Origin of the sequence: Ancylomarina subtilis (genome assembly GCF_004217115.1) — a bacterium.
GTDB classification, from domain to species: Bacteria; Bacteroidota; Bacteroidia; order Bacteroidales; family Marinifilaceae; genus Ancylomarina; species Ancylomarina subtilis.
On record NZ_SHKN01000002.1, the window covers coordinates 466,634 to 481,881 of the forward strand.

At 36.4% G+C, this 15,248-nt stretch carries 16 protein-coding genes; 9 read left to right on the forward strand and 7 right to left on the reverse strand.

Going from position 1 to position 15,248, the window contains the following annotated elements:
- Positions 1-141 precede the first annotated feature (141 nt).
- Entirely contained in the window at positions 142-648 is a 507-nt protein-coding gene (locus EV201_RS12930) for a hypothetical protein (RefSeq protein WP_130308054.1), read from the forward strand.
- Positions 649-655: 7 nt separating this feature from the next.
- Here EV201_RS12930 and EV201_RS12935 read toward each other — a convergent pair whose 3' ends face one another.
- A complete protein-coding gene (locus EV201_RS12935) occupies positions 656-973 on the reverse strand; it encodes a winged helix-turn-helix transcriptional regulator (protein ID WP_130308055.1) in 318 nt (105 codons plus the stop codon).
- Positions 974-1,122: 149 nt separating this feature from the next.
- Here EV201_RS12935 and EV201_RS12940 point away from each other — a divergent pair, with 149 nt between their 5' ends.
- The 3 genes from EV201_RS12940 (at position 1,123) to tilS (ending at position 4,939) form a co-directional block, all read left to right on the forward strand.
- Entirely contained in the window at positions 1,123-2,121 is a 999-nt protein-coding gene (locus EV201_RS12940; RefSeq protein ID WP_130308056.1) for a YhdH/YhfP family quinone oxidoreductase, read from the forward strand.
- A gap of 105 nt (positions 2,122-2,226) precedes the next feature.
- Positions 2,227-3,540 (forward strand): aminodeoxychorismate synthase component I, encoded by a 1,314-nt coding sequence (pabB, locus tag EV201_RS12945; protein WP_130308057.1) that lies wholly within the window; start codon positions 2,227-2,229, stop codon positions 3,538-3,540.
- Between the two features lie 76 nt (positions 3,541-3,616).
- Positions 3,617-4,939, forward strand: coding sequence for a tRNA lysidine(34) synthetase TilS (gene tilS / locus EV201_RS12950; protein WP_130308058.1), 1,323 nt, complete (start codon positions 3,617-3,619; stop codon positions 4,937-4,939).
- A 70-nt stretch (positions 4,940-5,009) separates the two neighbouring features.
- Here the strand turns inward: tilS and EV201_RS16395 are convergent, their stop codons facing one another.
- From EV201_RS16395 to EV201_RS12955, 4 genes are all read right to left on the reverse strand, one after another.
- Entirely contained in the window at positions 5,010-5,180 is a 171-nt protein-coding gene (locus EV201_RS16395) for a hypothetical protein (RefSeq protein ID WP_165389652.1), read from the reverse strand.
- 26 nt (positions 5,181-5,206) lie between these two features.
- A complete protein-coding gene (locus tag EV201_RS16400) occupies positions 5,207-5,383 on the reverse strand; it encodes a hypothetical protein (RefSeq protein ID WP_165389653.1) in 177 nt (58 codons plus the stop codon).
- An 82-nt stretch (positions 5,384-5,465) separates the two neighbouring features.
- Complete coding sequence (locus tag EV201_RS16405) at positions 5,466-5,642, reverse strand: hypothetical protein (RefSeq protein WP_165389654.1); 177 nt, start codon at positions 5,640-5,642, stop codon at positions 5,466-5,468.
- A gap of 83 nt (positions 5,643-5,725) precedes the next feature.
- Positions 5,726-7,330 (reverse strand): vitamin K epoxide reductase family protein, encoded by a 1,605-nt coding sequence (locus EV201_RS12955; protein WP_130308059.1) that lies wholly within the window; start codon positions 7,328-7,330, stop codon positions 5,726-5,728.
- A gap of 378 nt (positions 7,331-7,708) precedes the next feature.
- Between EV201_RS12955 and EV201_RS12960 the strand changes: the two genes are divergently transcribed.
- A complete protein-coding gene (locus EV201_RS12960) occupies positions 7,709-8,791 on the forward strand; it encodes an alpha/beta hydrolase family protein (protein ID WP_207224480.1) in 1,083 nt (360 codons plus the stop codon).
- 70 nt (positions 8,792-8,861) lie between these two features.
- Here EV201_RS12960 and EV201_RS12965 read toward each other — a convergent pair whose 3' ends face one another.
- Positions 8,862-11,072 (reverse strand): S9 family peptidase, encoded by a 2,211-nt coding sequence (locus tag EV201_RS12965; protein ID WP_130308060.1) that lies wholly within the window; start codon positions 11,070-11,072, stop codon positions 8,862-8,864.
- Between the two features lie 342 nt (positions 11,073-11,414).
- Between EV201_RS12965 and thrS the strand changes: the two genes are divergently transcribed.
- From thrS to rplT, 4 genes are all read left to right on the forward strand, one after another.
- Positions 11,415-13,367 (forward strand): threonine--tRNA ligase, encoded by a 1,953-nt coding sequence (thrS, locus tag EV201_RS12970; RefSeq protein ID WP_130308061.1) that lies wholly within the window; start codon positions 11,415-11,417, stop codon positions 13,365-13,367.
- Positions 13,368-13,389: 22 nt separating this feature from the next.
- A complete protein-coding gene (gene infC, locus EV201_RS12975) occupies positions 13,390-13,947 on the forward strand; it encodes a translation initiation factor IF-3 (protein ID WP_130308062.1) in 558 nt (185 codons plus the stop codon).
- A 37-nt stretch (positions 13,948-13,984) separates the two neighbouring features.
- Complete coding sequence (rpmI, locus tag EV201_RS12980) at positions 13,985-14,173, forward strand: 50S ribosomal protein L35 (protein ID WP_449371682.1); 189 nt, start codon at positions 13,985-13,987, stop codon at positions 14,171-14,173.
- 92 nt (positions 14,174-14,265) lie between these two features.
- Entirely contained in the window at positions 14,266-14,619 is a 354-nt protein-coding gene (rplT, locus tag EV201_RS12985) for a 50S ribosomal protein L20 (protein WP_129253553.1), read from the forward strand.
- Between the two features lie 72 nt (positions 14,620-14,691).
- On the opposite strand, the gene EV201_RS12990 is transcribed toward rplT, so the two are convergent.
- Positions 14,692-15,210 (reverse strand): hypothetical protein, encoded by a 519-nt coding sequence (locus EV201_RS12990; RefSeq protein WP_130308063.1) that lies wholly within the window; start codon positions 15,208-15,210, stop codon positions 14,692-14,694.
- Positions 15,211-15,248: the final 38 nt, after the last annotated feature.

Sequence of the window (15,248 nt, forward strand, 5' to 3'; positions counted from 1 at the left end):
TCTTAACTCTTGTTATATAGAGAACGGTACACATGAATATGTGTGCCGTTTTTTTTTGCACATGAATCTGTTGAGAAATTAATTATATTCGGAATTTTAAAACACGAAAGTCTGCTATTAAGATTCTAAATCCAAATGAAGATGTTAAAGCTTAAAAAATATAGTGCAACGGAATTGTATGATGAAGTGAATAAGCTCTATGGTCAAAAGGCTTATGCTGATATGATCCAATTTGAGGCAGCGTATTTAAAGCTTGAAACTCAAGATTCAGAAAAATGGCGATCTTTGGCTGAAATGTTTTCCCGGGCTTATATGATATTGGGTCAGCAAGATAAAAATCTGAATTTATCAGGTCAGTATAAAATTGCGTTGAAGTCACTTGCTTGTGGGATTGATGATTCAGAAATTCAAAACTGGAAACTGAATTTGGAAGAAGCTTTCTTTGTGAGATATGTGAAAGTGAATAAATATATTCTTTATGTTATTTTGCTTGCAGTTTTGTTGGTGAATTTAGATTTGATCCCATATCATGGTGCCTATATGCCAACACTTACAGCCATTGCCGTTATTTGGTATGTCATGAACTACGTCATGAATTGTCGGGTGAAGCGTTTATATCTAAGACTAATTCGTTTGATCTACACCTAAGGCTGGTTTATTCTTCCATTCTTTTCTCAAACAAACGGCCCCCTTTTAGCATGGCTTTTAAAATAGGTGAGATCTGCCCCCCCAGTTCGGTCAAGCTGTATTCAACTTTAGGTGGAATGGTAGGATAGGCTTTTCTGTTGATAATGCCGGCTTCTTCCAGTTCCTTTAGGTTTTTGCTGAGCATTCTATCGCTGATATCAGGCAGGAGCTGACTCAATTCCTTATAACGCTTAGTGCCTTGTTTGAGGTGTAAGACGATGGTTGCCTTTCGTTTTCCTTTGACGAAATTGATGAATGTATCGACGGGGCAGTAACCTTTTTCCAAAATTTATTGAGATTAGTGACTTATAAATCAGTGTTTCTGACCGAAATGTTAGTGGCAGACCTAAATGTAAGCTCTTGATTAATAGATAAACTCCTTGTAACTTTGCACAAGATAAGGATAATCCGGAACAAATAGAATTGAGATCAATTATGGAATCGACAAAAACTTTTAAAGCCTTACGTGTAAACGAAGAGGATGGAAAATATAGTAGAAGAATTGAAGAACGTCAGTTGTCTGATTTGCCTGAAGGCGATGTGCTTGTGCGTGTCAGCTATTCATCATTAAATTTTAAGGATGCTCTTTCTTGTATTGGTAATAAAGGGGTGACTCGTAATTATCCTCACACACCAGGGATTGATGCTTCGGGTATTGTCGAGGCTTCTTCTGATTCCCGATTTCAAGTTGGTGATGAGGTGATTGTAACTTCTTATGATTTAGGGATGAATACCGATGGCGGATTTAGTGAATACATTCGTGTTCCTGCTGATTGGGTTGTACGCAAACCTAAGAATTTAAGCTTGAAACAAGCTATGGTACACGGAACTGCTGGTTTTACAGCTGGTTTATCGGTTTATCGCTTGTTGGCTGCAGGACAAACACCTGAAATGGGGCCTGTTGTTGTTACCGGGGCTTTAGGAGGTGTTGGCGCTGTTGCCGTTTGTATCTTAAATCACTTGGGTTTTGAGGTGATTGCTGCAACATCTGATTTGAGTGATGGTGAAGAGACGCTTAAGAAATTGGGTGCAAGCAGTAGAATTGATAAGACCGAAACCGATGATCAATCGGGACGACCTATGTTGCGACCAAAGTGGGCTGGTGCTATCGATGTGGTAGGCGGGAATGTGCTTTCGACACTTTTAAAAGCTTGTCAGCCTATGGGAAATGTAACCTGTTGTGGTAATATTGGATCAGGTGATTTGAATGGAACAGTTTATCCTTTTATTTTAAAAGGCATTAGTCTGATTGGTATCGATTCTCAAAATTGTCCCATGGCATTACGTCAGAAAGTTTGGGATAAGTTGGCTGATGAATGGCAGTGTGAAAACCTGGCAGACGTAATTACTGAGTGCAGTCTTGAAGAGTTGGACAGCTATATCGATAAAATGATCGACAAGAAAAGTCGAGGCCGTGTGATTGTGAAATTGTAATCGGTTCTGAACTTAATTATTATAAAAAAATGCTTGCCATTTATATGGCAGGCATTTTTTTATGCTCGATTAATTAATCCTCTGAAATTGCTTTATCTTTGCGGCATGCGTAAAATTTTAAGTTTTCAGATATCGGATACCAATCGGTTTAAGCAGCAGTTGTTGATTTGGAGCAAGCCATTTAAAAGGTTTGCTGTTCTCGATAGTCATGATGTGAATCAAAAAGCCAATTCGAAAAAGGAATACAATTCATACGAGTTATTGGCTGGAATAGCTGCTTTGCAGGAGATCCAGGTTGAGGCGAATTGTTTTGAGACTTTGAGGCAGACTTACGATAAGAATCAGGATTGGTGGTTTGGTTTTATGACCTATGATCTGAAAAATGAATTGGAAGATTTAAAGTCTGAGAATTTTGACGGAGTGAAAATGCCGGCTCTTCATTTTTTTCAGCCGCGTTGGGTTTTGGCTTTGAAAGAATCCCATCTTGAAGTTCATTATTTTGAAAAAGAGAATTCTGCTGAAGAGGTGGAGGAGCTTATTCATCAAATTATTGAAACGGAAATTGAGGATCCGAAAGCCTCATTGGTGCCCAATATAAAACATCGCATAAGCAAACAGGAATATTTAGATGCCGTGAATGCATTAAAAGAGCATATCCGTTTAGGTGATATTTATGAGGTTAATTTTTGTCAGGAATTTTATGCTGAACACTGCAAAATAGATCCTTTGGAAACTTATCGAAGTTTAAGACAGGTTTCTCCTACACCTTATTCATGTTATTATGCCTTGGGAGATAAGTTCCTGCTGTCGGCATCACCGGAACGATACATCAAAAAGCAAGGATCAAAGATTATATCTCAACCCATTAAGGGCACAGCTAAAAGAGGTGCAAATCCAGAGGAGGATAAGCAGATTAAGGAGTTTTTATATACCGATCCAAAGGAGCGAGCAGAGAATATCATGATTGTGGATTTGGTTCGTAATGATTTATCCAGAACAGCTGCAAAAGGGACTGTGAAAGTCGAGGAATTGTGTGGTATTTATACTTTTCCTCAGGTGCATCAAATGATCTCAACTGTGGTGTCGGAATTGCGTGACGATGCTCATTTTGTCGATTGTATCAAACACAGTTTTCCTATGGGATCGATGACGGGGGCGCCAAAGGTTCGTGCCATGAAATTGATTGAGAAGTATGAAGTGACCAAACGCGGCCTTTTTTCTGCGGCTGTGGGATATATTACCCCCGAAGCTGACTTTGATTTTAATGTTGTGATTCGTAGCATACAATATAACGCCAAAGATGATTATCTTTCCTTCATGGTTGGAGGTGCCATCACCATGCAATCTGAACCTGAAAAGGAATACCAGGAATGTCTGCTGAAAGCGAAGGCAATTAAGCAGGTGCTGGGAAATGACTAGTACTTAACCACTGTTGTCTGTTGTCAGTTGTTGGTCTTCCGATGATTGTGATGGATAGCCGATAATCATAACTGAAATGCATAGAAAATTAGTCCGCCATATCGAAAAAGAAGAATTGTTTAATCGAAATGAAAAGCTTTTGATTGCAGTTAGTGGAGGACTCGATTCTGTAGTTTTACTCCATCTTTTGCATAAAATGGAGATGGACTGTGTGGTGGCACATTGCAATTTTCAGTTAAGAGGTCAAGATTCGGATGGCGATGAAGATTTTGTGATAAACCTAGGGAAAGAGTACAATTTTCCGGTTCATTCCATCACCTTTGAAACGACTGATTATGCCAAGGAAAATGGAATTTCCATTGAGATGGCAGCTCGCGATTTACGTTACAATTGGTTTGAAACGATCCGAAAGGAAAATGATTGTCAGTACATACTAACGGCTCATCACGCCGATGATGTGATTGAAACGGTTTTGATCAATCTGGCTCGGGGTACGGGTATTCATGGCTTGACAGGAATAAAAGCAAAGAAAGGGAAATTGGTTCGTCCCTTATTGCCATTTACCCGAGAGGAAATCAAAACTTATGCTGAGCAAAATGAGTTGGAATATCGTGAGGATTATACCAATATTCAGACCGATTTTGTAAGGAATAAAATCCGTCATCAGGTGATTCCTGTTTTGGAAGAAATCAATCCGGCCATTCAAAAAACAATGAATGAAAATGTGCGACGATTTCGTGATGTTGAACAGATTTACAATCAGGATATTCTAAAAAAACGGTTGAGTTTTGTCGATCAGGAAGAGGGCCGTTTGTTGATCTTGATTGCCGGACTTAAAAAGTTAACGTCTCCAGTTTCTCATTTGTACGAGCTTTTACAGCCTTATGGTTTTCACTCGCGTGGGATTGTAAATATTATTGAGTCGTTGGATTCAATTTCAGGGAAAATGTTTTATACTGAAAATTATCAACTTCTTCGTGATAGAGATTATTTGGTGTTGACTGAGAAAGGAGAAAAAGATTTTCGTGAATATCAGTTAGATAAAAATGATCGCATTGAATTAGGTGAGTGCGTTTTTGAAAGTAAGTTGTTTGATCGCCCTTTGGAGTTTAAATTTTCGACGGATCCACATGTTGCATGTTTCGACGCTGATAAATTGACTTTCCCTCTGAAACTGCGTAAATGGAAGGAAGGAGATATGTTTCATCCCATTGGCATGAAAGGACGAAAAAAAGTATCCGATTATTTTATCGATAATAAATTCTCTTTAACCGATAAGGAAAATGCCTGGCTTTTGGTTTCTGGTGAGGAAATTGTTTGGCTAGTCGGTCACCGTATGGATGATCGTTATAAAATCACAAAAGACACTCTTTCTATTTATCAGGTGAGTGTTGGCTGAATGAGTAATGATTGTGTTTAACAAAGAGGGTCTTTATTACTTTGAACCCTCTTTGTTATTGTAATAAAATTTATTCTGGGAACTCCGTACCACATATAAACGTGGACATAATACATGTGTACCCTTCAGGACAAAGACCATCTTTTTGACAGGGTATTGAACGGCCAATTCCGCCTTTAACAGCTTTCTGTTCTTTTTTACTAAGCGTTTTAACTCCAGTTAGTTTTTGTAATTTTTTCATGATAATAGATTGTTTAAGTTATTTATTTAGCGACAGATCCAGCACACACCATTAAATACAACATCACACCAAACATCGGGATTATTACTAATAACTCCACCAGCTTCACCACATGGATGCAATTGTTTTATTCCACCTTTAACAGCTTGTTGTTCTTTTTTACTAAGCGTTTTAACACCAGTTAATTCTTGTAATTTTTTCATGATAATTTATTTTTAGTAATATAATTTCTCGAACATTTTAAAACTGTCGAGACTTCAGTTAGAATATTTAGTGTATTTGTGTTTAATGATATTCTTCTCCTTTTGGCATGCAAGTGTCACCAGCACATTCCCATCCTTCTCCACAGCTCTCATCATGTATGCAAGCTATTTGGTCTAATGGCGAGTATCCTCCTTTAACTGCTTTTTGTTCTTTTTTACTAAGTATTTTAACTCCAATTAATTCTTGTAATTTTTTCATAATAATTTATTTTTAATAGTATAATATCTCGAACATTTTAAAACTGTTGAGACTTCAGTTTAAGTGTTGATAGAATAAGTTTATTAGACTGTGGCGAATTCTTCTTCTATTGTTTCTTCAATTTCTATTAAATCGTCAATGAAATATTGTGCATCTTCAAAATCATATTCTTTAGGGTATGATTTACCATTAAATAGCACCTCTGGTGTAAAAAGGATGTTGTTTTGAGTACACCAGTCAACTTCTTTGTTGAGTATTTTCGAATAGTCTTTGTTTTTTGCATTGCCCCATTTTTCTAACCATTTTAGATATGATGCGTCAGAATAAACTTCATTCATGGCTGTGAGGCACTCTTGTTCACCTTTGGTATGGTAGATTTCTAATAGTTTTGATGCAATTTTATGAGCAGGATTATTGGTGTCTTTAGATAGATTAAAGCGAACTGTAACTTTAATATTCAAATCTCTTTTTAAAACTGGATGAATTAGTTTATGTGCATTTTTACAGAAACTACATAGAGGATTTGTGATAAGTGTTATTTCTAAGCCAGGATCTTTAGATCCAAAAACGATTTCGTCACAGTTGGGTATATGGGTGTCAATAGATTTCTTTTGAGATAAAAGGCTGTTGAAGATTTCAAAATTTCTTTTGAATTTGTGGTGTTGTATTTTCAAATTCAATAGTTCAGATTGGCTTTTAAGCTTTGTGGAAATAAACATCCAAAATGTGATGGATACGTATAGGCTTATTAATGCTAGTGATAGCGAAGAGATATTTAATAAAATATGTGAGTTGTTTGATATTTCAAGTAAAGCTACGCCTGATTGAATCCATAAAACAAGTACTACACTTAGACACAATAAACACCATTTTTTTACGACTACTGACTGATAATATATGGAGTATAATGTAAATGGTAACGCAGCTACGCTTATAAGATAGGTGTTTGTAAACTGTTGATGGCTTAAGATTGTTAAGATTGAGAATATTGTTAATCCTAGAAAATATATTATCCCAATGTCTCCAAGTTTAATTTTACCAAAAAATTGTGCTCCTTTTGAGTTTAATACATCATTACAGTTTATTTTTTCACTGCCTCCTGTGCAAAATTTATCTAATAGTTTTGACTGTGTTCCATTCTCATGTATGGTTATCAAAGCGCATATTAATATGCCAATTACCGAGAGTATAAAGTGCAATGATTGAGGAGGTTCAGGTCTGAGGTAAATAAATATGCTTATTATTACAAAGGGACTTAGGTATAATAAAGCTTGGGATATATTTAAGTTTGCTGTTCTATTTTCAAGTTCCAATTCATCATCTTCTATTCCCATTACAATTCCTGTCCAAATATTTTGGAATTGCTCTAATTTGATTCTCTCTGTTTTATTTTTATTTCGAGTGATTTTGAAATCCTGATCGAATTTATCCACTAAAACAAAATTCTCACCATGCTCATCATTAATATGAGCTATAAAATGATCAGGTAGATAGTTGATGTTTTCTTTAGTTTTGGGAATTTCAACTGCTAGATTTGGGATGTTGAAATGATTTAATACACCCGTGATTGAATGTAAGCTTGGATAGGATGGATGCCCCAATAGTTGTAGTTTCAGTTCATCATTATTAATTTTTATTCTATTTCTGTTTAATAATTCCTTTAATAAGTAGAGTAAGCTTTCGTCCATTTGTAATAAATATTTCAAATAAATAAATTGTTAATTTTATTGTAGTACTGATAGATACTATAGTTTATGGATATATCTTTATTATGTATGTATTTGTGTGTGGTTCTAATTTACTAAAATATTTATTTTAAAAACAATTATTTCTATATAAATTATTGTGTTTGAGGGTATGATATGTTGTTGTTGAATATTTGTAAGATTGTATTGTTTGTTTTATTGTTGTAATTGTTATTTCTATAATTGTGTTTTGTTAATTGAGAAGGTTCGGGGAAATATGTTTAATAATGTTGTCGATTTGTAGATAAGTAATGTTGAATTATTTCTATTGATTTGTGTAAATTAGGCTTGCAATTTTATTGCTAACCTAAAACACAAACAATGAACAAAAGAATTTACTTCAGTTTTTTACTCCTAATGCTTTTAGGGCTTGGGGTGAAAGCACAAACTTTGGATCCCGTCCGGGAAGAGTTGAAAGATCTTAAAAATTACAATGCAAATTTGGAACATCGAATGGATCGTCTGCAAAAAATGGTGGACGATTTGATTTGGTTCGAGAGAGTTGGCGATGTGGCTCATATTGATAAGCTTTACATTTACGGGCCTCCAAAATGGAAAGAAAAGAATCCAACAGCCAAAGGAGCGGGGAATCCTGTGAAATTCTGGACGTATACCTTTATTCCTAAAAATATCAATCCTGATAAGAAATACCCTTTAATTGTGTTGCCACACGGTGGTGTACATGGCGATTTCACTACATATTATACGCATATTATTCGTGAGTTAATTGCTCAGGAATATATTGTTGTTGCGGCAGAATATCGCGGTAGCACAGGTTATGGAAAAGGGCACTACGAGAAGATTGATTATGGTGGATTAGAAGTTGAGGATGTATACGCGAGCCGAAATTACATGATTGAAAATTACGATTTTGTTGATAAGGATAGAGTGGGGATAATGGGATGGAGTCATGGTGGTATGATTACGCTTTTTAATTTATTCGATCATCCCAATGATTATAAGGTGGGTTTTGCTGGTGTTCCTGTAAGCGATTTAGTTGCTCGTATGGGATATATGACTCAGGACTATCGCGATTTGTACTCGGCCGACTATCATATTGGTAAAACGGCTAACGATAATTTGGCTGAGTATCGCCGACGTTCACCAGCCTGGAATACGCACAAGTTTCAGAATACACCACTGCTGATTCATACCAATACCATTGACGATGATGTGAATGTTTTAGAGGTTGAGCATCTGATAAAATCTTTAAAAGCGGATGGGAAAACGTTTGAATACGAGATTTTTCAAGGGGTGCCTGGCGGGCATTCATTTGATCGGATGGATACTAAAAAGGCAAAAGAGATACGAGTGAAAATCTATAAGTTTATTGGAAAAGAATTGAAGCCTAATAAACCCATTACAAATTTAAAGCAATTGCAAAAGGCTGGTTATCGATTTTAATGGTCGGTTTCTGGAAATAAAAAAGAGGCTATTCCAAAGGGAATAGCCTCTTTTTGTATTTTGAGATTGCTTATAAGTTCGCTTTTAGGAATTTATTGAATCTATTATAAAGATGTAAACGTGTTTTGCCTCCGTAAATACTGTGATTACGGTTGGTGTAAATTTGCATTTCGAATTGTTTGTTGGCTTGAACCAAGCGTTCTGAAAATTCGTATGTGTTTTGGATATGAACGTTATCATCGGCAGTACCGTGGCACAACAATAAGTTACCTTTCAATTTATCAGCATGATTGATAGGTGAATTGTCATCATATCCTGATGGGTTTTCAGCAGGTGTTCTCATGAAACGTTCTGTGTAAACACTATCGTAATAGCGCCAGTTGGTCACCGGAGCAATTGCAATGGCCGCAGCAAACACATCGCTTGCTTTTTCGATACATAGTGATGACATGAAACCTCCAAAGCTCCATCCCCAAATCGCAATTCGATTTTCGTCGATATAATCTTTTTTAGCCAAGGCTTTTGCAGCTGAAATCTGATCGTCAGACTCCAGACGCCCCAATTGCATGTATGTGCACTTACGGAACAATTCGCCTCTGGCTCCTGTTCCTCTTGGGTCAACACATACCACGATATAACCTTCTTGTGCTAAGTAGTTGTACCAATCAATTCCCCATTTGTTTAAAACTTGCTGAGAATTTGGCCCACTATACTGAGTCATAACAAGAGGGTATTTTTTTGAAGGATCAAAATCGTGAGGTTTGATGATCCAGGCATTTAATTGAGTGAGCTCATCAGCTGCAGGGAGTTGAATGAATTCCTTTGTGCCCGGTTGATATGCTTTAAGGGTCTCAACCAATTCTTTATTGTCCTCAAGTGTACGGATTAGTTTTGCCTTCGCATTGTAAAGACTAACGGTTTTAGGCTGAGTGGTGCTTGAGAAGTCGTTAATAAAATACTTAAAACCTTTTGAGAAAGAGGCATTGTTAGTCCCTTTAGCAGGTGTTAAGTTTTTCTTAGACGTTCCATTCAATTTAATTGAATAGACATTTCTGTCCATTGGTGAAACCTCTGCTGATTGGTAATAACATACTTTTTTCTTTTGATCATACCCTAAGAATTCAGTGATATCCCAATCGCCTTTTGTGATTTGCTGTACTTGTTCACCCTTCATATCGAATAGATACAAATGAAGGTACGCATCTTTTTCGCTGGATAAAATGAAATGCTGATTATCATCCAGAAAAGTCAGATCGTCTAACGTATTGCTGTCGATATAATACTTGTTGCTTTCAGTATATAAAACAGATGTTTTACCTGTTTTTGAGTTTGCCAATAAAATATCCAGTTTGTTTTGATGGCGATTCAGACGACAAATGCTAAGCATTTTAGCATCGGCAGTCCATTTGATGCGTGGAATGTATTGGTCGGTTTCAGTTCCCACGTCCATTTTTTTTGTCAATCTATCGTTCACATCGTAAACGTATACCTGAACAATTGAATTTTTTTCACCTGCTTTAGGATATTTGTACGTGTAGTTTTCCGGATAAAGTGCATTCTCCTTAACCTGAGGATACATCCCTTCAAACTTGTTCATATTGAACATTGGAACTTCACTCTCATCGAATTTCATATAAGCTAAGGCCTTGCTGTCTGGAGACCATTCAAAGGCTTTGTTGAATTCAAATTCCTCTTCATAAACCCAGTCTGGTGTTCCGTTTTGGATTTTGTTGAACTCACCATCTTTAGTCACCTTACTTTCTGAACCGAAAGCAATATTGTGAATAAAAAGGTTGTTGTCTCGAACAAAAGCAATACGTTTTCCGTCAGGAGAGAAAGTTGCTAAACGTTGTTTCCCATTTTTAGAAAGGGGTTTTAATTCTTTGTTCTTAAAGCTGAAAATAAAATAGTTTGCGGTGAATGAACGTCTGTAAATACGCTCACGATCAGTCATTAATAAAATACGACTTTCATCTGCATTAAAATCGTAATCGAAAATACTGGTCAATTCTTCCGATTTTAATTCATTTAGATCTAAAAGTGTAGCTACAGCTTCACCCGTTGCGTAAGCGTATTTTACAATTTTGGTTCCATTCCCTTCGAGAGTGGTATAGTGTATACCATCGTTCATGGAACGTAAACCGTAAACGGATTTCTGCCCGAACGTGTGATTGAGCATGAGATCCTCCATCGTGATTTTTTTCACATCCTGCTGAGCAAAAAGTGAAATCGAAAGGCAAAGGAATAAGCCTAAGGCAAGCAGTTGCTTGAAATTTTTCATACTTTATGAATTGATTTTTGTTTTAGATTGTCTTAAAGTTGTTTGTTATTGTGGAAATGCATGGTCTTCATTTCCATTATTGCCCCAAAGGTTTCATTTTTTTGAAAAATAGAAAAGGATTTATGTCATTAAAGTACAGTTTTTATCTGCTAAAGAATTGAAGAGCATAAATGAGACTTTTTTATCCAGAATGTTATATCTTTGTGGATTGAATTTTAGGATGGCTTGTTTTCGTCGAAAATGAGCCTGTTTATTCTTAATGAATAAGTGTGAAATTCAAGTTTCTATTCGAGTATATCATGCCGGTTTGTAGCGGTGTGAATAAAAATTAAAAACAATAGGATGATTAAAATTACATTTCCAGATGGAACAGTAAAAGAATTTGAAGCTGGTATCTCAGGGATTGAGATCGCAAAAAGCATTTCAAGTCGATTGGCAAAAGAAGTTTTGTCTATTACAGTGAACGAACAGTTGTATGATCTGACACGCTCGATTAATGAAGATGCAAGTATCAAGCTTCATACGTGGAATGATGAAGAAGGTAAGCATGCTTTTTGGCATTCATCTGCTCACCTTTTGGCTGAGGCACTTCAAGAGTTATACCCAGGTGTTAAGTTTGGTATTGGCCCTGCTGTTGATATGGGTTTCTACTACGATGTTGATTTGGGTGACGATCGTATGTTGACTGATAAAGATATGCCTCAAATCGAGCAGAAAATGTTGGAGCTGGCACGAAATAAAAATCAGTACAAACGTAAGGACGTAAGTAAAGCTGAAGCTCTTGAGTTTTTCAACTCAAAAGATGAAGGCTACAAAGTTGAGTTGATTAACGACCTGGATGATGGAACAATCAGCTTTTACGAGCAAGGTAATTTTACCGATCTTTGTCGTGGACCACACTTGCCAGATACCTCATATATAAAAGCAATTAAAATTAATTCTATTGCCGGAGCATACTGGAGAGGCGATGAAACCAGAAAGCAGTTGACTCGTGTGTATGGAATTACTTTTCCAAAGAAGAAATATTTGGATGAGTATGTTGTTATGATGGAAGAGGCTAAGAAACGCGATCACCGTAAGTTGGGTAAAGAGATGGAGCTTTTTACCTTTTCTCAGAACGTTGGTCAGGGAATGCCACTTTGGTTGCCTAAAGGTGCTCAGTTGAGAGAAAGTCTGGAGACATTTTTGAAGCGTGTTCAGAAGCAATTCGGCTATGAGCAGATCATTACACCTCATATTGGTAATATCAATCTCTATAAAACTTCAGGTCACTACGATAAATATGGTGAAGATTCATTTCAATCGATTCAAACTCCACAAGAGGGTGAAGAATATCTATTGAAACCAATGAACTGTCCTCACCATTGTGAAGTTTACAAGTTTAAGCCACGTTCATACAAGGATCTTCCAGTTCGTTTTGCTGAGTTTGGTACTGTTTATCGTTACGAGCAAAGTGGCGAACTACACGGATTGACTCGTGTAAGAAGCTTTACTCAGGATGATGCTCACCTATTCTGTACACCGGATCAGTTGAAAGATGAGTTTAAAAAAGTGATCGATATTATCTTTATTATCTTTAAAGCACTTAACTTTACAGAATATACGGCTCAGGTTTCTTTACGCGATAAGGAGAAGAGTTCAAAATATATTGGTAGTGACGAGAACTGGGATAAAGCTGAAAGAGCAATTATCGAAGCGGCAGAAGAAAAAGGATTGAATACCGTAGTGGAATATGGAGAGGCAGCTTTCTATGGTCCAAAACTGGATTTCATGATTAAGGATGCTATTGGACGTAAGTGGCAATTGGGAACCATTCAGGTTGACTATAACTTGCCTGAACGTTTTGATTTGGAATATGTAGGTAGCGATAATCAAAAACATCGTCCTATCATGATTCACCGTGCACCATTCGGATCGATGGAGCGATTTGTTGCTGTTTTGATTGAGCATACCGGAGGTAAGTTCCCTCTGTGGTTAACTCCTGAACAAACGGTGATTATGCCTATCAGCGAAAAATATAATGATTATGCGAAAAAAGTTTTAAATTCGTTAAATAATTCCGATATTCGCGCCGTGTTAGACGATCGAAATGAGAAGATTGGTCGTAAAATACGTGATAATGAATTGAAAAAGATCCCTTATCTTCTTATTGTTGGTGAAAAAGAAGCTCAAGAAAATACAGTTTCTGTTCGTCGACAAGGTGAAGGTGATATGGGAACAATGCAAATCAGCGAATTTGCTGAATTAATTAAGAAAGAGGTAGAAGGCCAAATGTCTTCTATCGAGAATTATTAACTAACTAAAGGAGGGACTAGCCATAGCTGGATTTCAACACAGAAACAGAAGAGGTTCTTTTAAGCCTCGTGAGGCTCAACATAAAATTAATCAGTTGATTAGAGCCCGTAGTGTTCGTATCGTTGGTGACGACGTAGAACCAGGTGTATATTCTATTACCGAAGCACTGAAAATTGCTCAGGATAAAGAATTGGATTTGGTGGAAATTTCACCTAACGCCGATCCACCGGTTTGTAAAATCATCGATTATAATAAGTTTCTTTATCAACAGAAAAAGAAACAAAAAGAGATCAAAGCAAAAGCGGTTAAAGTTGTTGTCAAGGAGATTCGTTTCGGTCCAAATACTGACGAACATGATTATAATTTTAAGCTGAAGCATGCTGAGAAATTTCTTGGTGAAGGCGCTAAGGTGAAAGCTTTTGTATTCTTCAAGGGACGATCTATTCTTTTTAAAGATAAAGGAGAGATTTTATTGTTGAAATTTGCCCAGGATCTAGAAGAGTTGGGTAAAGTTGAACAATTGCCAAGACTTGAAGGTAAGCGTATGACGATGTTCATCGCACCCAAAAAGAAAAAGTAATTTAGTATATAATCAATAAGTTTGTACAATGCCTAAGATGAAAACAAACTGCAGCGCAAAGAAAAGATTTACTTTGACTGCATCTGGAAAGATCAAAAGAAAGCACGCTTTTAAAAGTCATATCTTGACTAAGAAAAGCACTAAGAGAAAGAGAAATCTTACTTATTTTGGTGATGTTCACAAGTCTGACCAGAAGAATGTTAAGTTAATGCTTAACATGTTGTAAAAAATCATTTTTGATTTTTTCAGTTTATTAACCGAGTGATTTAGCACAAAAGGGTCCCTGTTGGGAACGCTAACATTCTAAAATTTAAAATTATGCCAAGATCAGTTAATTCTGTAGCATCTAGAGCTAGAAGAAAAAGAATTCTTAAGGAAACCAAAGGTAACTTTGGTGCAAGAGCTAATGTTTGGACAGTAGCTAAGAATACCTGGGAAAAAGGTTTGCAGTATGCTTACCGTGATAGAAAAAAGAAAAAAGGAAATTTCCGTTCATTGTGGATTCAGCGTATTAACGCTGCTGCTAGACTTGAAGGTCTTTCATATTCACAATTAATCGGATTAATGCATAAAGCTAATATCGAAATCAACCGTAAGGTTTTGGCCGATTTAGCAATGAATCACCCAGAGGCTTTTAAAGCTGTAGTGGGAAAGGCTCAAGCAGCTAAATAGCATTATAGATTATTTTACTTTGAAAGGACTTGCTCATGAGCAGGTCCTTTTTTTTATGCCTTTATCTGAGATTTATGGCTTGAATTTTCTCTTGAGAAAGCTAAAGATCTGATTTTTGATTTCTTGTTTTTTCATCTTAAGAAAAGCATACACGGCTTTGGAAAGAAGTTTATCCTTGATGAGGAATTTTCTTAATAAATATGCTGATCCGGCATAGGGCAGGACAGATATTAAAATGTCGTAGGTTTTAACCTTGCCTTTTAGGCTGATTGAGATGTAAAAGAATTTTGCAGTCATATTGCCCAGAAGGAATAGGATAGGAGGTGTAAGGACCTTATAATCGATAATTCCATAAAAAATTGCATAGATAATAATGCCTGGGAAAAGAATAGAGTCAATTAAACCAGCAATAAAAGCCCAGCCTGCCAAAACACTACTAACATAAAGAATACCTGATAGATTATCATTCACAATGATCTTTGTGAGATAGGTCTTTTCATTAGATGAGAAATTGGTATTCTGACTGACGTATGTGCAAAAATTACTGCGTGCACAGTCACATTTTTCCTGATACGATAGATTTGATTTCATTTGTCTTTATTCCAATTGAGTTAGAACTAAGATAGTTA